Here is a 21,708-nt window from a genome sequence, read left to right as displayed (position 1 = left end):
CTGCTACCGGGTAATAACCAACTTATCTTGCATATCGAACCCGCAGCGAGGCAACAATTACCTCACTATGCAGATGGAACCCGTTGCCGGGCAGTAACCAACTCACCATGCATATCGAACCTGTTACCAGGCAATGATCCATCTCACGCCCAAAATCATGATTTGGACTTCTGGGATTTTTTTTGTCTCTTAGAGAAATAGAACGCTCAAAGTGACCATTCAGAAAATATTCCTCTCCGCCCATTTCATGGTGCTGTTAGGGCTGGTAGTTTTCACCTTCCTGCCCTTTTACACCCTTTCTCATACTTTTCCCATTGAGGTCTGGCTAAAACAGCTCTCTTTATTTCTCTATTGGACAGGCGCGTATTTCCTGGTAGTAAAAGTACTGCTCCCCAGGTTGCTATATCGGAATAAAGGCGCTTTGTTTGCACTGATCCTCCTGGCAATATTGTTCGGTGCTTCTGTATTAAATAACCGGATTGACGAAGCGATCCGTTTTACAGAAGTTGTAGAAAAGAACCTCCCGATTAATAATACCGGCAACACCTCTCCCACCGGCGATATGGGAGCTGTATTGATGACACTGTTGGTTTGCGGCATTGGAGTGATCATTGTGGTCACCCAAAAAATCCAGCAGGACCAGTTACAAAAGATCGGCAGCGAACTTGCCTTCCTGAAAACCCAGATCAACCCGCACTTCTTTTTTAATGTCTTACACACTATTTACGGACTCACTGATCAAAACACCGAAAAGGCCAAAGACGCCATCTATACGCTTTCTCACATGATGCGATATGTATTGTACCATGGCGGGATGACGACATTGGGGAAAGAACTGGAATTTGTAGAAAGCTATCACAAACTGATGCGACTCAGGATCCCGGCCGATGTCCAGATCATTTTTGAAAAACCTGCACTTGTGAATGAAGTACCTATTGCACCTATGATCATTCTTCCTTTTATCGAAAACGCTTATAAGCACGGAATTAGCAGTATACATCCCAGTTTCATTTATATGAGTGTCAGCCAGACAAAGGATTTGATCGAAATAGAGGTGCGGAATTCTTCGTTCGGAGAGAAGACAGGTGCGCTGGAAGAAAGTTCCGGGATAGGGCTCAGTAATACGCGAAGACGTTTAAATCTATTGTACCCTGGTAAACATACCCTGATCGTAGACGACGATAAGGCCAATAAAGAATTCAGTATTCACTTAAAACTGGCAATCGCATGATAATCAACTGTATGATAACGGATGATGAAAACGTAGGATAAGCGATATTCTCGCAGACTCACTTTGTTCATAGCACAAAACGCCAATAAAGAATTCAATATTCATTTAAAATCGGCAATCGCATGATAATCAACTGTATGATGAAGAATGATGAAAACATGGGATAAGCGATATTCTAGCAGACTCACTTTGTTCATAGCACAAAACGCCAATAAAGAATTCAATATTCATTTAAAACTGGCAATCGCATGATAATCAACTGTATGATGACGGATGATGAAAACGTAGGATAAGCGATATTCTCGCAGACTCACTTTGTTCATAGCACAAAACGCCAATAAAGAATTCAGTATTCATTTAAAACCGGCAATCGCATGATAATCAACTGTATGATGAAGAATGAAGAAAACGTAGGATAAGCGATATTCTCGCAGACTCACTTTGTTCATAGCACAAAACGCCAATAAAGGATTCAATATTCATTTAAAACCGGCAATCGCATGATACTCAACTGCATCGCAGTAGATGATGAACCCATCGCACTTGATATGCTCACAAAGTACATTGGCATGACCCCCTCTCTGCACCTGGTAGCCAAATGTCACAGTGCAGTGGAAGCTATGCGCATATTACATACGCAGCCTGATATACAACTGGTCTTCCTGGATATTCGGATGGCCGACCTGAGTGGCATGGACATGGCCAGGATCGTTGCCCAATCGGAACAACGCCGGCATACAAGGATTATCTTCACCACGGCTTTTGACGAATATGCACTGGAAAGTTATAAAGTTGCTGCCCTGGATTATCTCGTGAAACCGTTTAATTATACTGATTTCTCGAGGGCGGTGACAAGGGCATTGGAGTATTTTGGCATGAGTAGTGGCCCGTCTGCTGTTACAGAGGTGGTAACTGCCGCCGAAAAACAACACATCTATTTCAAAGTAGAATACCAGCTGGTAAAAGTACTACTGGATGACATACTTTATATTGAAGGACTAAAGGACTATGTCAAGGTTTACCTGGACAATGAAGACAAACAGTTAATGACCCTGACAAGCCTGAAGGCACTGGAAGACAAACTCCCTCCCAGCCGTTTTTTACGCCTGCACAGGTCTTACATCATCAATCTCGATAAAGTAAAGGCAACCACTAAAACCTCGGTGCAGATCCAGCAGTTAACCATACCGATCACAGAACAATACCGGCTCGTATTTCAGGATTTTTTAAGTAAATGGGTATAGCTTCCATCGATTTTTAGCCCTTTGCCGTCGGTTACCGGCCTTGTCGTATCGAACCTGCTTTTTTAGACCAGTGCTCCTTCCTTTCTTTGGAGCATGATCAGAAATGCTATCCTTATATTTTGCTTACTGATAAGTTCAGGTGCCCCCGCACAAGTCAGGTGGGACCTCGCTACCTGCATCGCATTTGCCAAAAAGAACAATATACAGGTCAATACGCGGCGATACGATCGTCAGGCGGCACAGCAAAATTACTATCTTTCCAGAGCGGCACAGTTACCCAATATATCCGGGTCTGCCAGTGAATATTTCCAGCGGCATCTCACCATCGGGTCTTACACCCTCAATGCAGGCCTGACGATCTACCAGGGCGGCTATTTGCAAAAGGACAAGCTCCGGCAACAGCTATCCCTGGAAGCTGCCAATCAAAGTGTGTTGGTAGCTGAGAATGATATCTCCCTCAATATCATACAATATTATCTGAATATATTATTGGACAAAGAGACCGCCGTATACCAGCAAAATGTAGTAAATACGTCGAAGGCACAGTTGGCACAGGGTGAACAAAAGCTGGCAGTGGGCAGTGTGGCCAGAAAAGATGTCACACAGCTCCGGTCGCAATTAGCCAATGACGAATACAGTCTGATCTCAGCAGAGAATACCATTAAACAGGACCTGTTGTCTTTAAAACAATTGCTACAACTCTCCCCTGACCTACAGTTTGATATCGCCACCCCAGATACTGTTATCTCCCATCATGAGGTGCCTTCACTGGCGACAGTACTGGAATATGCCATGAATAACCGGCCGGAGATAAAGGTAAACCAGTTACAGATACAGGTGGCCAATGCAGGACTGGCAAAAGCAAAGGCAGGGTACCTCCCTACCCTGAGTGTAAGTGGTGCAATGGGGAGTAGTTATTTCAACGACCTCTCGGGATTAGGCAATGGTTTTTATCAGCAGGGCGGCATCACTTTATCAGTTCCTATTTACTCAAAAAGGCAAAACAAGTCAAATGTAGAAACTGCGAAGATCAACATAGGGCAGGCAGAGATCAATTTGAATAATACAAAGACAACCCTGGCCGCAGATATTGAAAAATACTACCTGAACACGATCACAGCGCAGAGCCAGTTTACCGCCGCCGAACAGGCATTTAAATACAATGAGGAAGTGTATAATATCGCTAATCAGGAACTGGCCCTGGGGGTATCCAACATGGTCGAATACCTGCAGCAAAAAGCGCTGTATATACAGGCGCTGCAACAATTCATTCAGGCAAAATACAATGCAGCGCTGACGATAAAAATTTATGAATTCTATTATAATCAACAATGAAAAAGACACTCATACTAACAACTATACTCATAGTAGCAATTGCCTGTACTGCATTGCTGATCAATCGTAAACCAGCCCGCATTGTACTGCCGGTAGAGAAAGCGACCTATGGGAATATCTCGCAGTCGGTGACGGCTACAGGCACCATCGCGCCACTGGATACAGTATCCGTCGGCACACAGGTATCGGGCATCATCAGTCTGGTCAACGCCGATTTTAATGCTACTGTACATAAAGGTCAATTACTGGCGCAGCTGGATAAGTCATTATTACAGGCAACTGTAGATCAGCAGATGGCAGCACTTGCTACCCAGCAAAGTACGCTGGCCTATAATAAAAGTAATTTTCATAGGCAGGAGATCCTGTACAACACCGGCTCTATCAGTAAAGCGGATTATGATATTGCCCTGAACAATTACAATGCAGCGGTAGCGGGTGTGGCTAATGCGGAGGCACAGTTACGGTCAGCCCGGAAGAATCTTTCTTATGGAGATATCCTGGCGCCTATTGATGGGGTGGTATTGAGCAGGAATGTAAGTATTGGTCAGACCGTTGCATCTTCCTTTACAACGCCTACTTTGTTTGTACTAGCCCGGGATATTAAGAAAATGCAGGTACAGGCAGACGTAGATGAGGCGGACATTGGAGATATTCAGAAAGGAGAACGGGTTTCATTTACTGTGGATGCATACGCAGACGACGTATTCAAAGGTACGATATCTGATGTGCGGTTGCAACCCAAAGTAAGTGCGAATGTGGTGACCTATACCACGATCATCTATGCACCGAATGATGAATTGAAACTCAAACCAGGTATGACGGCGAACATTACCATTTATACCCGGGAATCATCCCATGTATTGCTGATCAGCGCCCGGGCTTTGAACTACTATCCGGATTCACTGACTGCCACGCAATACAAATTAAAACCACAGGTACATACAGATAAGGCAAGGTATGTCTGGATCCAGCGGGGCGATTCGCTGATCGAGACTAAGGTAAAGACAGGATTGGATGACAATAGCCACGTGCAGGTAATTGCAGGCATCAGTACTAAAGATTCAATTATTACTAAGTGATGAAAACGATACTTGATTTACGGGATCTGAAGCGGGAGTTTCAAATGGGCACTGAAACGGTGCGGGCACTGAAAGGTATCTCCTTTACTGTACAGGAAGGAGAATTTGTCACGATCATGGGTAGTAGTGGCTCCGGGAAGACGACGTTATTAAATACACTGGGGTGTCTTGACAAACCCAGCTCCGGTGATTACTTGCTGGATGCCGTCAATATCGCTTCATTGAATCGCAATGAACTGGCTGGATTACGGAATGAAAAAATAGGCTTTGTATTCCAGGCGTATAATCTGTTGCCACGCACCTCTGCCCTCGAAAACGTAGCACTTCCGTTGTTTTACAACAAAAAAGTTCCTGCATCGGAGCGGAAAGAACGGGCTGTAGCAGCTTTAGAAGCTGTAAAGCTGGGAAACAGGTTGCATCATATGCCCAGTGAATTATCTGGCGGGCAACAACAAAGGGTGGCCATAGCAAGGGCACTGGTCAATGAACCGGTGATGATACTGGCGGATGAAGCGACGGGCAACCTGGATTCCAGGACTTCTTACGAGATCATGTCGTTGATGCAGGATTTGAATCAGACGCAGAAAAAAACGATTGTGTTTGTGACACACGAGCCGGATATAGCCGCGTTTAGCAGCAGGACAATCATATTGCGGGATGGGAAGGTGATGACAGACACAATCAACTCAAAAATTCAGCGTGCAAAAGACATGCTGCATGCATTGCCCGTAACAGCAGACTATTAAACTTTTCCAATATGCTAAAATTAGCCCTCAAAGCCTTAAGAAGAAACAAACTCCGCTCCCTGTTAACTATGCTGGGCGTGATAATCGGGGTGGCAGCAGTTATTACTATCGGTGCACTGGGAGAAGCTTCCAGGATCAATATTCATCAGTCGCTATCTTCACTCGGTTCACATCTCATCATCATTCTGCCCAATAGTGCGGACGCCGGGGGAGCGCGGCTACAGGGAGCCAATATTGCTACATTGACCAACAAAGATATTGAGGTGATGCAGCAGGAAGCTACGCTGATAACGGGTATTTCTCCGGATGTACAAGCCCGTGGCCAGGCAATTAACGGCTCCCTTAACTGGCTTGCTAATATCGAAGGCGTGAATGAGCAATTCCTGAATATTAAAAATATGCATATCAAAGAAGGGATCCCATTTTCGGAGAGAGACGTACGTACGTATGCAAAGGTTTGCCTGCTGGGGCAAACTGTGGTTGATAATATCTTTCCCAAAGGAACTAATCCTATTGGTAAAACCATTCGTTTCAATAAAATTCCTTTCAAAGTAATAGGTGTGATAGCCAGGAAAGGCCAGAATACCTTTGGGCAGGATCAGGATGATGTGATTATTGCACCGTATACGACAGTTCAGAAACGGATCACCGCCACCAATTATTTCGGCAGCATTTTCGCCTCTGCGAAATCCGAAGCACTTTCATTTCCGGCTGCCGCAGAGCTGACGAATATATTGAGGACCGCACACCGGCTCGGGAAAAATGCAGAAAATGATTTTGTGATCAGGACGCAGGCAGAGTTGATTCAAACGGTGGGCAATGTGACGGGGCTGTTAACGATACTGCTGACAGCCATTGCAGGTATTTCATTGCTGATTGGTGGTATTGGTATTATGAACATCATGTATGTTTCCGTAACGGAGCGTACGCGGGAGATTGGTTTACGCATGAGTATCGGAGCGAGGGGTGTCGATATTCTTCAGCAATTTTTAACAGAAGCTATTCTCATCAGTCTTGCCGGTGGTATCATAGGGATAGTTTTAGGCGAAAGTATTTCGCTACTGGTAGTACATATCCTGGGTTGGCCGCCTGTAGTCAGTCAGCGTTCTATTATATTATCGTTTACTGTTTGTTCATTTATAGGGGTGTTCTTTGGATATTATCCTGCACAGAAAGCGTCGCGGCTGGACCCGATTGAAGCACTCAGGTATGAATAGCATGAGCGATTAGGTACACCCGCCATTGATGCGACGATCAGGTATGAATAAAATGCTTATCAGCAAATGTGCAGACCTGCTAACAATCCCGGCAATCTGGTATGAATAGCATGAGCGAGTGGGTACACCCGCCATTGATGCGACAATCAGGTATGATTAAAATGCTTATCAGCAAGTGTACAGACCTGCAAACAATCCCGGCAATCTGGTATGAATAGCATGAGCGAGTGGATACACCCGCCATTGATGCGACAATCTGTTATGATTAAAATGCTTATCAGCAAGTGTGCAGACCTGCTAACAATCCCAGCAATCTGGTATGATTAAATCCTTATCAGCAGGTGTACAGACCCTAACAATACCGGCAACCTGATAAGAATAAAACACCTATCAGCAAGTGTAAAGACCCCAACAATCCCGGCAATCTGGTAAGAATAAAATACCTATCAGCAAGTGTACAGCCTCCAACAAAAGCGTCACAAACGCTTCTCCAGGAGTAAATAACTCGCAGGCGCTCGCTATGCTGCCAGCCCCTGCTCCCCTGCGTTCATATTTACAGGAGGCTGTTGCATTTTAATCAGGCGGATGGCAAAACCCACGCCTACAACAGCCATACATGCGCCTACAACAACAGGATAGGTAAATCCGTAGCCCATCACAATTGGTAATCCACCCAGGAAAGCACCGAGGGAATTTCCGATATTAAATGCCGCCTGTATCAGTGCTGCCCCCAGCATTTCAGCATCACCGGATGTATTGATCATCAGGATCTGGATAGGCGCAGCTATCATCATAGACAAGGCACCTGTCATAAATGTCAGGAAGAGGGATACAAACTGGTTACCAGAGAAATAGTGGATAGCCAGCAGGTTGACAGCCATACAGAGCAGCAGGCCGGCACACGTGTACACGGGCTGAAAACGGTCTGCAAGTTTGCCACCGATCAGGTTACCTACAATCATACCGAAACCAGCCAATACCATGATCCAGGATACATTATCCTGTGAGAAATGGGATATTTCTGTCATTAACGGGGAGATATAACTGATCCAGGCAAACATACCACCTGTACCTACCGCAGTGATGGCAATGACCAGCCAGGCCTGTGGATTCTTCAATACTTCCAGCTCCTTTCCGGGATCTGCATTATCGTTGGCAGGCAATGCAGGTAACCATAACTTAAGGGCAAACAGGGTGATTACACCAATCAATGCAACCAGTCCAAAGGTATACCTCCATAACAGATGGTGACCAATCCAGGTACCAATAGGAACCATTACCAGATTGGCGATGGTGAGCCCGGAAAACATCACGGCAATCGCTTGTGCCTGTTTCCCCTTATCTGCCAGACGGCTGGCAACCACAGCGCCCACACCGAAAAATGCGCCATGGGGCAACCCTGCAAAGAACCTCGCGATAAGCAGTGTCATCGGGCCGGGTGAAAATGCAGATAAGGCATTGAACACGGTGAAAATCAGCATTAAAGAGAGTAAGATCTTCTTAGGAGGATGTTTCACACTCATCATGACGAGTAAAGGAGCACCTACGACTACGCCTAATGCATAAGCAGAGATGAGATGGCCGGCTTCGGGGATGGTGATCTGCAGGTCCCTGGCAATATCCTGCAATAAACCCATCATTACAAATTCAGTTGTTCCTATTCCTAATCCGCCCAAAAGAAGGGGCATTAAACTCTTTTTCATATGGTTGGCGATGCAATAAAGACGATCAGGGCGCAAAATTAGGCGTTTTTCATCTTGATAGATATATATTTTATTTATAGGCGTATTGCCGGGCTAAAAAATCCTGCTATTTGCCCTTCCAACTATTCTCTTGAATGGATGATCATTACTACACAGAAGAGAAGTCACTAATAACAAATCTCCGCTTAGTCATTCAACGCTGTATCGGAAATTATTTTACCCCTATTTATCAAACATCTTGTCCGGCAATCGTCACCTGTTGCACAAAGCAGACAATCATCATTTACCGCAGACAGCGTGCCTTACCAGCAAGGCACCCTTTGCGTCTGTATAATTCCAGCACTTGTTTATTGAATGTATCTTTTATAACTGCCAGCCTTTCAAAGCGGTAAAGTTCTTCGGGATGACCGCCGAACAATCGCTCCTGTGTTTTATAAGAACGCCTTTCTTTCATTTACAGCATACCACTTAAGTGTCAGTATCATCATTAACATTATTTAACTATACAATGTACCCAACTGGCACGATACTGGCCTTATAACAATCGTAACTAAAATTTACAATTATGAAAGCGAAAATAGTTTTAATCCTGATGATTGTTTTTGGCGGTATTGCTATGCAGGCTTCAGCTCAGCGCCGTTACAGAGAAAATGTAACAGTTATAAAAACTGTTCCCGGACATTCAAGAGTAATAGCTTACCAGGGTGTCAATTATCATTATGCTGACGGCAGGTATTACCGCCCTGTCTATGGCGGATATGAAAGATTAGCTACGCCACCAGCAGGCATTGCCGTGGATTATATACCCAGAGGTTACCGCGTACATGTGCACAAAGGTGTCAGATACTATTACAGCGGGAATGTATGCTACAGAGAAGTCAGACCGCATGCTTATGTAGTAGCTGCCAGACCATGGTAAAATATTGCTAGTCATGATAGGAAAGCGATTGGGTATAATGCCTGATCGCTTTTTTTATTTATCTGCAAAAGTATATTATCTGACCACTACCACACTTCCCTGCATTTTCAAAAGTCACCTTGCCTACCATATATGAACGTCGGATCCTAACCATCCAGGTAGAACCTTCCGGACAATGAAACGATGAGAGAATGGTTGTTGGACGAATAATACCTACTTTTGCAGTATGACTTTCAAGGATTACTGTGATCAATTTGAGCTGATACTCAACAGAAAAAACGAGGAACAACAAGCGCCGTACGACAATCCTCACTACCTGGATTATACTAAACTAAACTGGACCAGGATGAACCGATGGTTTAAGACAGGCAAACTTACACCTGAATTTACTGCTGCTATACAACATATAGACGCATACCAGCACTGGATCATCATTACTGAACCCTGGTGTGGTGATGCAGCGCATATCATTCCCTTCCTGGAAATGGCTAGCCATCTGAACCCACTGATCAAAGTGACGTATGAATTACGTGACACCGAGCCTTTCAGGATCAATCAATACCTGACCAATAACGGAAAGTCTATCCCTAAACTGATCATCAGGAATGCAGAGGGATATGACCTGGCAACCTGGGGGCCCAGACCGAAAGATTGCCAGGCATTGTATATGCGGCTGACGGCAGAAAAAGCGGATTATGACACGGTGAAAATGGAACTCCAGAAATGGTACAATGCAAACAAGGGTCACGACCTGCAAACGGAGATGACGGAGCTCTTAAGAAAGAAATAGTACAGGGCCTTACATTTCCCCCTTTGCTGGACTACACACTTTTATCACTTATGGCCTACCGTACTAATCCGGCAACGTCTTACATTTGCGTATGCCAAAGAACATTATCAGTATTCAAAGCCAGGTAGCCAGCGGCTACGTGGGCAACAACATTGCAGGGTTCGCCATCCAGCTGCATGGCATCGACCTTACTTTACTGCCTACCGTTTTCCTTTCCGCGCACACCGGGCACCCGGTTATCTTCGGAGAAGCGATCTCGCCTGCCTTATTATCCGATCTGGTAAAAGGGATCGGCGCTATCAACATCCCTGCAGATGCCGATTACCTCATCAGCGGGTTCTGTAACCTGCCAGAAAATATCGACATCATCGCCAATGCCGTCCTGCAGTACCCACACCTGAAATTCGTATACGATCCCGTATTCGGGGACTTTCATTGCGGCGGTCTCTATTTCGAAGAAGCCATCGCGCATTACTCCGTCAACAGACTCCTGCCATATGCCCGCATACTGACGCCTAACCACTGGGAACTGGAATTTATCCTGAAAAAGAAATTTCAAACGATCGATGAACTGAGGGCTGCCATTGAACAAAACGACCTGCTGACCGATAAAACAATCATCCTTACAAGCGCAAACCTGACCGATACGCCGCCTGATGTCATGGAAGTGGTTCTGATCAGGCAAAACACCTTCACCCGCTTTAACGGGCCTAAAATTGCCCTGGAAACCACCGGCACCGGCGACTTGTTCACCGCCATCGTTACGTCCCAGCTTACGCTGCAGAAAAGCCTGGAGGATGCCATCCGCATTGCCATGAACTTTATCCATCATACACTCTCCTACGTTCAGTCTGTCAATGAAAAAGAACTGAGCGCAGCCGCGCTGATGAAGCATGTACACCTTTTACATTAACGCCTTACAGCTCATTTTTACTTTTTCTACACGACTTTTCAGGTGGTTTCGAAGCATTCATGCATAACTCCCCTGGACCAGCGCAGGGAGCCACCGGGGGCTTGAATAGTAAACGTGTTACTTGTTGCAACAAAATCATGGCAGGATATGAAAGAAACAATCATCAGTAATATACAGGCCGTTCACAAGCGGATCAAAGCAGCCTGCGACCTTGCAGGCAGGGATGTGCAGGACGTACAACTCCTGCTGGCTACCAAAACAGTACCCCCTGAGAAAATAAGGATTGCCATCGAAGCAGGCGAAAATCTGATCGGTGAAAACAAAGTACAGGAGTTCCGCGACAAGCACGAAGCCCTGAAAGACCTGCGCGTTGAACGTCATTTTATCGGACATTTGCAAACCAATAAGGTCAAAGATGTGCTAAAATATGTAAGTTGCATTCAATCGCTGGACAGGGCTCCACTCGCACAGGAGCTGGACAGGCACCTGCAGCGGGAAGGCCGCCATCTCGACGTCTTTATACAGGTGAATACCTCCTACGAAGAAAGTAAATTTGGTGTAAGGCCTGAAGATGTCGAAGCCCTGGTTGAAACCGTTCAGTCGTACGACACACTGCGTATCAAAGGCTTAATGACGATCGGACTACTGGATGTGGAAGTGGAGAAAATGCGTCCATCTTTAAAACTCCTGAGCGTAATCAGGGAACGGCTGGGAATGAATCATCTACAACTTTCCATGGGCATGTCGCAAGACTTGGAACCTGCCATTGCCGAAGGCTCAAACATCGTCCGTGTGGGCACTTCCATCTTTGGCAACCGCTTTTCAGGCAAGGAAATCTGGAATGAAAACGAAATTATATCATGAGTGTATACGACCTTTCCATACAGGAAACGGTAAATGTTGATTTTGAGGAGATCTTTTTTACACCTGAGAACAAAGCTGCCCTCAGCCAGGTGATCAAAGAGTACAAATATCTCGATGAGCTGAAGAAATATGGTTTGCAGATTGACAATAAAATTCTTTTACATGGGCAGTCGGGCTGCGGCAAAACCACTACTGCCAAAGCTATCGCCACAGCGCTGAAAAAGAAAATCACCATCGTGAACCTGAGTAATCTTGTATCTGCACGTATCGGCGAAACATCCAAAAACCTGCAATCCCTGTTCGACCTTTCTGCCAGACAAAAGTCTGTCCTCTTCCTCGACGAGTTCGATCTGATGGGTAAAACCCGCGATAATAATGAAGATAATGATGTGGGTGAGATGCGCCGGCTGGTGAATGCACTCATTCAGCAAATAGATTATCTCCCCGGGGAGTGCCTGCTGATATGTGCCACCAATCACTATGAGATGATCGATCCGGCTATCCTGCGCAGGTTCCAGTTAAGAATCAAGTATGATTTACCTTCTGATGAGGACCTGGATGCATATTATGATAAGATGTTGTCTCCTTTCCCTGCTCACCTGCAGGACCTGGACAGAAGGTATGGGATCTCTTATGCCGAAGTAAAGGACTACATTCATACCACCATGAAGAAACGCATTATTGCTGAACTGGAAGCGCAAGACTATGTTCCAGGCAATTAGAGATACGAATACATACGCAGTTGGAAGGCGATCTACATGCAGATAACAGAAGTGATCATTCAGGATATATTCCTGAACCGCGAGCGCAACACTACGTCCCGGCAATCAGAGATACAATTACGTTCTAAATATAAAATGGCGATCTATGTGCAGATAACAGAAGTGATCATTCAGGATATATTCCTGAACCGCGAGCGCAACACTACGTCCCGGCAATTAGAGATACAATTACGTTCTAAATATAAAAAGGCGATCTGATTACAGATCGCCTTTTTATATTGAAGAATATTCAGACCGACCGGCTAAAGACCGTCGATGTACTTATGCATCAGGATTTCCGGGTAGGCCGTATATTCAGGTAAGCACCTTTATAAGGTTCTTCCGGCGCATACACAATCACCGCAATCACACTTTTCGCAGGATTCGTTTCAAAGGCAATACCATGCCCTGCATCCCATACCGTGCATTCACCTCCCTCTCCCTTGTAAGTGGTTGCTTTTTTCAACTGGTATTTTGCCTGCAGTTCATCCAGTGTGGAACCTACATGTAGACTATCTTCCGTTTTAAAAGCTGGTGATGTTACCCTGATCTGTTTCACTTTTGCTGCAGGGTGATCCCCTTCCGTATCCCGCGCGGATAATATAGCCGTCGAGTACGCACCTTTATAATAGAAAGAAACGGACTTCTGCATCGCCGCATCGCTGTCGTCCGGTTTACCCAGCAACCTGATCACATCATCTATATTTTCATCAATGCGGGTATTCCCTATTGCTTTGCCAGGTACGATCAGGTAAGCATTGTCAGGCGCTACCGGTTCCTGTGAAGGAACAGGAACCGCAGTTGGTGCAGGCGCGGCCGGGACAGCTACGGTAGAATCTGCATCTGAGACTGTACCTGAGGGCTTTGACTGGCATGCTGCCAGCAAGAACAAGGCTAAAATGATATTCGTTTTCATATTTATCTCCACATCAATTATTATTCCGAACTAAAACAGCGATTGCCGGAAAAGTAACCTGACCGCGCTGATAGGGTATTATTCCTTTTGACACCTCGCTGCCGACGCAGTAAAAGTGTTCGAAAGCTATCCTACCCTATCACTTTAAAATCGTTTACACGAAATAAAGGTGCCGTCAATTACCCGCATACTATCGGGTAAATTACTTTTCAGACAACCGCTGTTTTTTATGCGGATACCTGGTATCTGCCAGAGGAAGTTTTAACTACTACCCTCTTTCGTCTGTTTACTTAATAACTGTTACATTTCCACGTAAGGTCAATTTCTGTCCTCCACTTACTTTTCGGTAATTCACTATCCACAGATAAGTACCTTCGTCTACCAATGCTCCTTTGAATCTGCCATCCCATCCGGTACCTACTTCCTTAGAACTGTAGATCAGTACACCCCAACGGTTAAATACGCTCAGCTCATAGTCGATCATGGCACCATTCACACCTGGCTTAAAGAAGTCGTTATTACCGTCTCCATTTGGTGTAAATGCATTTACCATAGTAGTTTGTTCTACACAGTGCTTGTAGGTGACAGTAACACCTTCTGTCATCGCCCCACACTCATTGGAAATAGTTGCCGTGTAGTAGCCGGTTTTGGTCACCACATACCAGGAAGTAGTGGCACCATCCTGCCATTTAATACTGTTCCCTGATCCAGGTGCTACATTCAGTGTCAGTACCTGACCTTCACAGATCGTGGTATCCTTACCGAGGGTGAAGGCCTGGATGCCCGCCACTGTTACATTGATACTATCTGAAGAAGTGATATTACAATATTTATCAAGTACTGTTACCGTGTATTTACCCGGCTTGTTTACTTCCTTCACCGGATTAGTTGTACCATCATTCCAGAGGTAAGAGATGGCGCCGTCATTTGTTGCATTCAGGATGACGGAACCACCGGAACAAATGTCTTTATCGATACCCAGGTCAAGACCAATATCACCTTTGTTCGTAACGGATACGGTGTCTCTCACCACACAACCATTCTTCGTTACTGTTACCCAGTAATCGCCTGGTTTGCTTACGCTGATCGTATTCGTCACAGCACCATCGGACCATACAACAGTACCGCCATCAGGTTCTACTTCCAGCTGCACGTTCTGACCCGGACATGCTGCCACATCAGGAGTGAGTGTGATAGCAGGCGGTGCTGCTACATTGACGGTTGCGTCGTCACTTACAGTACATCCATTCAGTGACACTTCCACATTGTAGGTGCCCGTTGCGCTGACTTTGATGGAAGGCCCGGTGTCACCGGTACTCCATGCGTAAGTTGCACCTTTTATGTAAGCATTGAGTTTTACAGTGTCGCCTTCGCAGATAGTCGTATCCGGTATTGCTATCGTTGGTGGTTCATGTACGGTTACCCTGATGGAATCGGTAGCCACACAACCCTTGTTGCTAACAGTAACTTTATAGGTGCCGGCGGCAGTTACGGCAATCTGCTGGGTGTTGGATCCTGTGCTCCACACAATGTCATAACCTGCGCTGGCGTTATCCGGTCCTGCATCGAGGGTGAGGGTATTGCCGGAACAGATAGCTGTATCATTCCCCAGGTTCAGGACCGGCTTGTCTACATAGCGCAGGTTATAGGTTACCGGATCAGATACACAACCCGTTACCCCGTCTGTTACTACAAAGGTAGCCTGCACGGCACCATTCAGGTCAAACACATTGCTGGTTTGTGTGAGCGGCGCAGTGACAGCACTGGATGGATATACACTTTGTAAGGTGAATTTTGGTTTATTGACTTTGCTCACCAGCTGGAGTGCAAATTTAGGATTGTCGGAACAGTTCGCTGGCAGTGCCGTATCCAGTTGTGGTTTCGGGCATGCCAATACTGTGATGACCTGCACTTTTTCGATCGCTGCATTTCCACATGCATCGGTTACATTCCATCTTCTGGTGATGGTGTACCCGTTACATATATCTACAGTATACGGATCTGTCGTCATGATAGCCCGTTTAGGGAAATTGGGATCACAGTTATCAGTAGCATACAGTGTCGCTTCCAGCGGAATAGTGCCTCCACAGCTTACTGTAGCATCAGCAGGCGAAGTGCCGATCACAGGTCTGGTTGTATCCTGTACAGTGATGGTTTGCTTCCATGTATTTGTATTACCACATTCGTCTTTCGCGATCCATGTTCTGATCAGCTGGTAGTTGCTGGCACATGCACCGGCTATGGTTTGCCGGGATTGCGTGTAGCTGATCTTCACAGTGCCACAGTTATCAGTAGCCAGTACATTAGATGGTACAGCAGGTATCGCATCGCAGTTTACTGTGGTATCCGCCGGAGGGGCCACGGTAAAGACTGGTTTGGTCGTATCCTGTACAGTGATGAGCTGTTTCATTGTGGCTGTGTTACCGCAACCATCTGTAGCAGTCCAGGTACGTGTCAGAAGATAGCTATTAGTGCAGCCATTGCTCAGGAACACCTTTGTCTGGTTCACAGATACGGTTACATTCGCTGTACAATTGTCTGTAGCAGTAACTGTATTGATAGCAGGTACCTGATCACAGTTTACGGTGGTGTCTCGCAGTATAACAGAGAATACTGGTTTCGTCGTATCGACAACGTGAATAATCTGTTTCAGGGTGGAGACGTTTCCACAGGCATCGGCAGCAGTCCAGGTACGTGTGATCTGGTATGTATTTATACAGGAGCTACCGGAGACATTCTGTCTGGTATCTACAGGTGTAACGGTGATGGTCCCTGCGGTACAGTTGTCTGTAGCGGTCAGGGTAACAGCAGCCGGCACTTTATCGCAATCTACCGTCACGTTTGCAGGTGGCGTCATATTGAATACAGGGCCAGTTGTATCTTTTACCGTCACTATTTGTTTCAGGGTATCGCTCGGATTTCCACAATTATCAACGGCGACCCATTTACGGATCAGGTAATAGTTATTAGTACACATACCAGCCATATCTACCCTTTCTTCAATTGGCGTGACAGTCAGGCTACCGGCGCATACATCATTGGCAGTGAGACTAACAGCTGCGGGAACGTTGTCACAGCTTACAGTCACATTTGCAGGGGCAGCAGTGGTGAACACGGGGCCGGTGGTATCTTTAACAGTAATTGTTTGCTGAGCGGTAGCCGTCAGTCCACAACGATCCCGCGCCGTCCATGTACGCATAATGATGGTCGTACAAACATCGGGGGTCGTGGTATTATCTGTATAGGTGACAGTCAGCGTTTCGTTTTTATAAGGTGCATGACTAAACACCGGTGTGCCGAAGAGCGTGGTGTAATCTTTCCCTGGCTGGCAACTTGCATGCAGTGAAGCAGGAACGGATACGACTACCGGAGGTGTACTGATACGTTGCAGTTTCACGACATTACTGATAGCACTACCACTACACCCGGAGGTCACTACCCTTCTTACCCATACGGTATCGGCGGTGAGTGGAGCGGGCGTGTAAGTAGCGGTGGTGCCGCCTGAGCCAGTCGTTACATTAAAGAAACCGGTGATAGCATTGGTTGTGCTCATCTGCCACTGGTAGCCGTAGGTACCATCGCCACCGCTTACAGTAGCGGTGCCACTCAGCGGCGCCGGCGTGTCGGCAGCACACAGTACCTGGTCTGCCGAGATAGTGTTACCCAGTACCCCTCCGATATTTTTCAGGGTAACAGTTGCAGGATTACCTGTACAGGAACCGTTTGTCAGTATCCACTGCAAGGTGGCAGTTGTATTTACAAGTACAATTACATCGGCGGTTGGATTGTGCAGGTCAGCAGGAGCAATTGTAGCCGTACCACTGATGACAGACCATGTACCCTGGTAAACAGATGTTGCCGCAGCCATGTGGAAGAGCGAATCATTACAATGCGTTTGCGCAGGGCCTGCATTGGCATCTTCCGGTATTGCATAGTTTTGCAGGAAGGTACTGTCACTGCTGGTACAAAGACCATTTGTAGCGTTCCAGATCACGGTAGCAGTATCACCTGCAGGCAGTGTGATAGTAGCGGTTGGACTGGTTGCATTACTAACGGTAGCGGCAGAACCAGGCAGGAAGCTCCAGTTACCGGTACCGGTTGCTGACATGACGAATGAACTATTATTACATTGACGGATGGTGTCAACTCCTTTATTAACAGTTCCTGGTAATGCGTAGTTAGCAACAGTGACATTATCTGAGGTCACGCATGCACCATTGGTGATGGTCCAGGTCAGGGTAGCTGAAGTACCCGGTTGAATATAAACGTTAGTAGTATTGCTGGTGGTATCTGCAATCCTTGCTGTACCACTGGCCACAGTCCATGCTCCCTTAGCAGTAGCCAGGGATGGTGCGTTCGCGTTCATGACAAACACAGAATCACTACAATGGCTGGCATCAGCACCAGCATCTGCATCGGCGGGTTTGTCAGATACGGTGACTGTACCACTGGCGCAATTAGAGCCGGCACAGGTAGCAGTACCTTCTGCTCTTACATAATAAGTGGTGGTAGCAGTGACAGGAACAGTGATGGTAGGACCTGTACCAATAGCAGTACCAGTACCACAGGCACCTTCATACCATACCCAGGTTGCCGCATCGGTACCATCTGCATTTTTAGCCAGACTTCCCCCCTGAACAGTCAGGGTCGTTGTCCCGCTCTGGCAGATGACCGGCGCACTAACGGTAACACCGGTAGGATCCACTGAACCAGACTGCACATTCACGGTAAAAGGAATTGTATTTGTACAACCCAGGCTATCATTATTGATAGTCAGCTGGAAAGTATAAGTGCCGGCAGGAGTGGTTGTCGGGAAGTTTACGGCAATAGGCCATGCTGTAATCGGCGTGGTCGGGATTGCAGTAAAGCCAGTCATTGTACCGGTGATTGCATAGTAAGCAGGAGCACCCGTAACAGTGGCAGGATTTAAGTCGAATGTACCAGCAGCCGCACATACAACGATCGGGTTGAAAGTTGCCTTCGGAATATCTCTGTAATGTAAGATGATTGTATCATAGCTGGTGCCACAGCCTGCTTTGTTGGCAATACTCCATTGTAATTTCACATCCTGGTAACTACCCTGAGGAATAGTTACTTTGGTATTGTAGGCGGTGGAATCAGCAATCGTTGCGGTACCTGAGATAAGGGTCCATGTACCTTTCTCTTCAAATTCGCCGGTGAGGTCTATGTTCGGCTCATTGGCGGCCATGGTAAATACGTTTTCAGTACCACACTGCGTTCTGGCGCTATCAACATAAGCACGGGTTGCTTCGGAGATCCAGGTCAGTGTATCGTAGGCATAAGCCACACATGCCGAATTGGAGGTACCGGTCACTTTCCATTGCAGGTAAGCGGTGGTTCCTACATTAGTCAGTGTAACCTGTGCTTTCGGGTTATTCTTATTATAAACTACATAAGAATCGAAGTCAATGTCGCCTGTAGCACCAGAGATACCGGGCCCTTCGAGACCGATGGTCTGCCAGCTACCTTTAGTGCCTGCAATGGCGGAACGGGTCATCAGGAACTGACCGGTTGAATTGTCCGCAACACAAGCGAATACGCTCTTTCCGGCAGGCGGAATTGGAATATCTGTCAGGTTTAAAGTGATCGGGTCCGAGGTCACCTCACAACTACTTTGTTTTACTCTCACGTAGAACTGGTTGTCTGCTGCCGTCTCAGTAGTATACGTCACGTTCGTCAGTCCTGTGAAGTCAGGCAGCAATTGACCGGAACCCGGTACACCTTTGTACCAGAGGATGGAATCGGCGGTGGTACCCAGGATATCGTTGATAAATAAGGTAACCCTGTTACCGACACACAGATTAGTGGCAGAAGCACCAATCTGCACGACCGGCTCATCGTCTACCTTAATAGCAGCACTGTTTGAATCCACACAGGTTTTGCCTCCATCTACGCCATAAAATACGTAACCGTATACGGTAATAGAGGTGTCGCGTATTAATTTAATAGAGCGATCGGGCCCTATGTAAGAAGTATCACTCCATCTGAATTCATCAAACCCACCGGAGGCCTGGAGGTTCACGGTAGTACCGGCACACACCTGACTTTTGGTGAGCGTCAGTTGAGGCATAGGCAGAATGGTGAGTTTAACAGATGCAGAAGGGGCCGCACAGGTTTCGGAAGAGGATCCGCTTTCAAACAACCGGACACGGAAGTAATAATCGGCGGCAACATCTTTCGTACCTGTCAGTTCACCCTGCGCGATGAAGAGGGTATCATTATTAGCAGTACCATATGGTACGTTGAACCAGGTAACGCCACCGTCATCGGACATTTCCCACTGGTATTCTGCATTTGCATAATAGGCTGCAGGTGTATAAGCAGAGGTCAGGATAGTAGGTGCGCCTTCGCAAAGTACTTCTCTCAGGCTTTCAGAATTGCCTTCGATGGAGGCAGAGATGACGGGACTACAATAAGTAAATTCAATATCGTCGATCGCAATGTTATTACCACAACCACCGGCTGCATTATTTTTAATCCGAACCACCACATCAGACACCGTGGAAGGTACAGTAAAAGTACCACCATATCGCTGCCATTGTCTGCCGGCCAGGTTCATAGAAACAGCGTAGGTTTTATATTGACCCAGTACCTGGCTGGTATCAGCTGCATTCAGGATCTGGAAGGTAACGCCGGCATATTTATAATTAGTACAATTTTGGGTAAGGGTGATAGAGCTATCTACATTGATGATCCATGCACTGAAATTGTAAACGGAATTTTTACAAAGGCCCGATATCTCTTTAGAGAAAAAGATGCGGGAGTCTGCATCAGCATTGGCCACCAGCATGCCTCCCCTGTTACTACCGGTATGATCAGATGCGGTGATCCAGTCAGATGCCCAGTGCGTAGTGTTGGAAATGGCGTACGAGTTAGCCGCCATGCCAATAGTACCCGAACCATCGTACAGGTAACTTACATTAGACGATGGCGAGTATTCCTTCTTACTGGCGTTGCTGGCCAGTGTACCAAAGTCTTCAGAGAAACCTGGCATAGCTGCATTACCTCCATTACAGGTGGGCATGGTACAGTCAATTGCCACCAGGGTATCACTTTTAGTGTATACAGTACCATTGCTGTACGTCATCTTAGCCGTAAAAACATAGGTACCTGGTGTGAGAAACTGGAGCGTAAGTGCGTTGGAGGAAAGCCTGGCAGTCTTATCGGACGAAGCACTGGAAGAATACAGAATCGAGTAATCTACATCTGTACCGGTTGGCGTTTTGATCGTCCAAACGGTAGTACCGGTTTGCCCGGTGGCGAGATAAGCATTGATACTGGTAAACTTCGCCTGATCGGATGTACCATTGTTAGTGGACATGCAGACAGTATCAGGGATGTTCATGTAAATAGTTTGTGCGCTGACTATCTCAGAGAACACACACAGACAAGCAAATAAAAACAAAAACCTTTTCATCTTCAATTAATTAAGTAAAACACAACAATGCCAGCCGCATTATATATTCTGGGATAGGTCCGGGATAATATTATCCGGGAAGATGAAGAAGTCTTTATTCCTTCCTAAAACAGGAACGGTGTATTTTTTAATCATAGGCAGGGAATGCTGGATAATCGTTCAAATTTAACAGGAAAAGGTTGTATTTAATAATTTTTATATGTTATATTTTACACATCCATATACTAAAAGCTAGTAACTAATTCATATATACGTGATTAGGGATTGTGATTTTTCTGATGCAGATGGGATATGCATAGGATTGCTTTTGAGCGGTGAAATGCGCTGATTCCTGGCATTTTCCAGAGAAAAATAATGAGTACTTTATTCAAAGCACTTCATTATCAGTTGAATAATGAAGTCCCTATTTGCAGTGATTTCTAGAAGATCTGATCGAACTCTCCTAAATTGGTAAAACGGCGAAAATGGAGCGAAACCAGTTTAGCAATCTGCGTGGATGTTTCTGGATGCTTATCGGGGTAAATTTTTTTTGATAATAAGCGAGGAAATCGC

The 21,708-nt window shown here is 46.1% G+C and carries 15 protein-coding genes; 12 read left to right on the top strand and 3 right to left on the bottom strand.

The window, feature by feature from the left end; translation table 11 throughout:
* Positions 1 to 211 precede the first annotated feature (211 nt).
* The 6 genes from ABDW33_RS19960 (at position 212) to ABDW33_RS19935 (ending at position 6,852) form a co-directional block, all read left to right on the top strand.
* Positions 212 to 1,231, top strand: a complete 1,020-nt coding sequence (locus tag ABDW33_RS19960) for a sensor histidine kinase (protein WP_343691858.1) — start codon at positions 212 to 214, stop codon at positions 1,229 to 1,231.
* Between the two features lie 500 nt (positions 1,232 to 1,731).
* Complete coding sequence (locus tag ABDW33_RS19955; protein WP_343691857.1) at positions 1,732 to 2,475, top strand: LytTR family DNA-binding domain-containing protein; 744 nt, start codon at positions 1,732 to 1,734, stop codon at positions 2,473 to 2,475.
* A 93-nt stretch (positions 2,476 to 2,568) separates the two neighbouring features.
* Entirely contained in the window at positions 2,569 to 3,810 is a 1,242-nt protein-coding gene (locus ABDW33_RS19950) for a TolC family protein (protein ID WP_343691856.1), read from the top strand.
* Entirely contained in the window at positions 3,807 to 4,889 is a 1,083-nt protein-coding gene (locus ABDW33_RS19945; protein ID WP_343691855.1) for an efflux RND transporter periplasmic adaptor subunit, read from the top strand. Before ABDW33_RS19950 ends, ABDW33_RS19945 begins: the two co-directional genes overlap by 4 nt.
* Positions 4,886 to 5,635: an ABC transporter ATP-binding protein gene (locus ABDW33_RS19940; RefSeq protein ID WP_343691854.1), complete on the top strand. Its 750-nt coding sequence runs from the start codon at positions 4,886 to 4,888 to the stop codon at positions 5,633 to 5,635. The genes ABDW33_RS19945 and ABDW33_RS19940 overlap by 4 nt, the downstream gene beginning before the upstream one ends.
* Before the next feature lie 11 nt (positions 5,636 to 5,646).
* A complete protein-coding gene (locus tag ABDW33_RS19935) occupies positions 5,647 to 6,852 on the top strand; it encodes an ABC transporter permease (RefSeq protein WP_343691853.1) in 1,206 nt (401 codons plus the stop codon).
* 518 nt (positions 6,853 to 7,370) lie between these two features.
* Here the strand turns inward: ABDW33_RS19935 and ABDW33_RS19930 are convergent.
* On the bottom strand, positions 7,371 to 8,555 hold the full coding sequence (locus ABDW33_RS19930; protein ID WP_343691852.1) for an MFS transporter: 1,185 nt from the start codon (positions 8,553 to 8,555) through the stop codon (positions 7,371 to 7,373).
* 565 nt (positions 8,556 to 9,120) lie between these two features.
* Here ABDW33_RS19930 and ABDW33_RS19925 point away from each other — a divergent pair.
* From ABDW33_RS19925 to ABDW33_RS19900, 6 genes are all read left to right on the top strand, one after another.
* Positions 9,121 to 9,474 (top strand): DUF6515 family protein, encoded by a 354-nt coding sequence (locus tag ABDW33_RS19925; protein ID WP_343691851.1) that lies wholly within the window; start codon positions 9,121 to 9,123, stop codon positions 9,472 to 9,474.
* A gap of 226 nt (positions 9,475 to 9,700) precedes the next feature.
* The gene (locus ABDW33_RS19920; protein WP_343691850.1) at positions 9,701 to 10,264 is read left to right on the top strand and encodes a thioredoxin family protein; all 564 of its coding nucleotides are present in this window, start codon (positions 9,701 to 9,703) and stop codon (positions 10,262 to 10,264) included.
* Between the two features lie 91 nt (positions 10,265 to 10,355).
* Positions 10,356 to 11,177 (top strand): pyridoxal kinase, encoded by an 822-nt coding sequence (locus ABDW33_RS19915; protein WP_343691849.1) that lies wholly within the window; start codon positions 10,356 to 10,358, stop codon positions 11,175 to 11,177.
* 147 nt (positions 11,178 to 11,324) lie between these two features.
* Positions 11,325 to 12,041 (top strand): YggS family pyridoxal phosphate-dependent enzyme, encoded by a 717-nt coding sequence (locus tag ABDW33_RS19910; RefSeq protein ID WP_343691848.1) that lies wholly within the window; start codon positions 11,325 to 11,327, stop codon positions 12,039 to 12,041.
* Positions 12,038 to 12,763 (top strand): ATP-binding protein, encoded by a 726-nt coding sequence (locus tag ABDW33_RS19905; RefSeq protein ID WP_343691847.1) that lies wholly within the window; start codon positions 12,038 to 12,040, stop codon positions 12,761 to 12,763. The genes ABDW33_RS19910 and ABDW33_RS19905 overlap by 4 nt, the downstream gene beginning before the upstream one ends.
* 36 nt (positions 12,764 to 12,799) lie before the next feature.
* Positions 12,800 to 13,021: a hypothetical protein gene (locus ABDW33_RS19900; protein ID WP_343691846.1), complete on the top strand. Its 222-nt coding sequence runs from the start codon at positions 12,800 to 12,802 to the stop codon at positions 13,019 to 13,021.
* Between the two features lie 70 nt (positions 13,022 to 13,091).
* Here ABDW33_RS19900 and ABDW33_RS19895 read toward each other — a convergent pair whose 3' ends face one another.
* Positions 13,092 to 13,718, bottom strand: a complete 627-nt coding sequence (locus ABDW33_RS19895; RefSeq protein ID WP_343691845.1) for a hypothetical protein — start codon at positions 13,716 to 13,718, stop codon at positions 13,092 to 13,094.
* A 286-nt stretch (positions 13,719 to 14,004) separates the two neighbouring features.
* The gene (locus tag ABDW33_RS19890; RefSeq protein ID WP_343691844.1) at positions 14,005 to 21,156 is read right to left on the bottom strand and encodes a gliding motility-associated C-terminal domain-containing protein; all 7,152 of its coding nucleotides are present in this window, start codon (positions 21,154 to 21,156) and stop codon (positions 14,005 to 14,007) included.
* Between the last annotated feature and the right edge of the window lie 552 nt (positions 21,157 to 21,708).

It is taken from the genome of Chitinophaga sp., from assembly GCF_039596155.1.
Taxonomy (GTDB): Bacteria; Bacteroidota; Bacteroidia; order Chitinophagales; family Chitinophagaceae; genus Chitinophaga.
Note: the sequence above shows the minus strand (reverse complement) of the source record. Positions and strands in the feature narration are given on the sequence as shown.

What these genes read in the sequence shown, in the direction of transcription:
- ABDW33_RS19955 (WP_343691857.1), top strand. Translation starts at nt 1,732, where the DNA reads ATGATACTCAACTGCATCGCAGTAGATGATGAACCCATCGCACTTGAT.
- ABDW33_RS19950 (WP_343691856.1), top strand. Translation starts at nt 2,569, where the DNA reads ATGATCAGAAATGCTATCCTTATATTTTGCTTACTGATAAGTTCAGGT.
- ABDW33_RS19945 (WP_343691855.1), top strand. Translation starts at nt 3,807, where the DNA reads ATGAAAAAGACACTCATACTAACAACTATACTCATAGTAGCAATTGCC.
- ABDW33_RS19935 (WP_343691853.1), top strand. Translation starts at nt 5,647, where the DNA reads ATGCTAAAATTAGCCCTCAAAGCCTTAAGAAGAAACAAACTCCGCTCC.
- ABDW33_RS19930 (WP_343691852.1), bottom strand. Translation starts at nt 8,555, where the DNA reads ATGAAAAAGAGTTTAATGCCCCTTCTTTTGGGCGGATTAGGAATAGGA.
- ABDW33_RS19925 (WP_343691851.1), top strand. Translation starts at nt 9,121, where the DNA reads ATGAAAGCGAAAATAGTTTTAATCCTGATGATTGTTTTTGGCGGTATT.
- ABDW33_RS19920 (WP_343691850.1), top strand. Translation starts at nt 9,701, where the DNA reads ATGACTTTCAAGGATTACTGTGATCAATTTGAGCTGATACTCAACAGA.
- ABDW33_RS19915 (WP_343691849.1), top strand. Translation starts at nt 10,356, where the DNA reads ATGCCAAAGAACATTATCAGTATTCAAAGCCAGGTAGCCAGCGGCTAC.
- ABDW33_RS19910 (WP_343691848.1), top strand. Translation starts at nt 11,325, where the DNA reads ATGAAAGAAACAATCATCAGTAATATACAGGCCGTTCACAAGCGGATC.
- ABDW33_RS19905 (WP_343691847.1), top strand. Translation starts at nt 12,038, where the DNA reads ATGAGTGTATACGACCTTTCCATACAGGAAACGGTAAATGTTGATTTT.
- ABDW33_RS19900 (WP_343691846.1), top strand. Translation starts at nt 12,800, where the DNA reads ATGCAGATAACAGAAGTGATCATTCAGGATATATTCCTGAACCGCGAG.
- ABDW33_RS19895 (WP_343691845.1), bottom strand. Translation starts at nt 13,718, where the DNA reads ATGAAAACGAATATCATTTTAGCCTTGTTCTTGCTGGCAGCATGCCAG.
- ABDW33_RS19890 (WP_343691844.1), bottom strand. Translation starts at nt 21,156, where the DNA reads ATGAAAAGGTTTTTGTTTTTATTTGCTTGTCTGTGTGTGTTCTCTGAG.